This is a genomic window from Paraburkholderia sp. SIMBA_027 (genome assembly GCF_046535315.1).
GTDB lineage: Bacteria > Pseudomonadota > Gammaproteobacteria > Burkholderiales > Burkholderiaceae > Paraburkholderia > Paraburkholderia tropica.
The window spans coordinates 1-271 of record NZ_JAWRWY010000597.1; the positions used below are offsets into that span (position 1 = coordinate 1).

Genomic DNA, 271 nt, shown 5'->3' on the forward strand with positions numbered 1-271 from the left:
CTGAGCTTTCGGGGGATGCTCTTGCACTTCTGGATGCACTTTCTTTGTCGCCAGGTTTTCTTAGAGGTCGTCCTTCGGACGCTCTGATGTCCGATCTCCGCAACGAGGAATACCCGTTCGTTCGATTTACTAGTGGGGTTATGCCCGTGTCGGACCGGGAAGCGAGTTGTCGACTGGAACTCGCCCTGTTCAGTCTTGCGCGCCGTTTGTTGAATGATGACAAGGATCGGTCTGACCTGTTCGAGGCCACAGTACGGCGCTCACTGCAAAT

Annotated in this window: 1 protein-coding gene; it reads left to right on the plus strand. The window is 54.6% G+C overall.

The window, feature by feature from the left end; translation table 11 throughout:
- Positions 1-86 precede the first annotated feature (86 nt).
- A partial coding sequence (locus SB764_RS40400) for a hypothetical protein (RefSeq protein ID WP_410866810.1) occupies positions 87-271 on the plus strand: 185 nt, incomplete at its 3' end.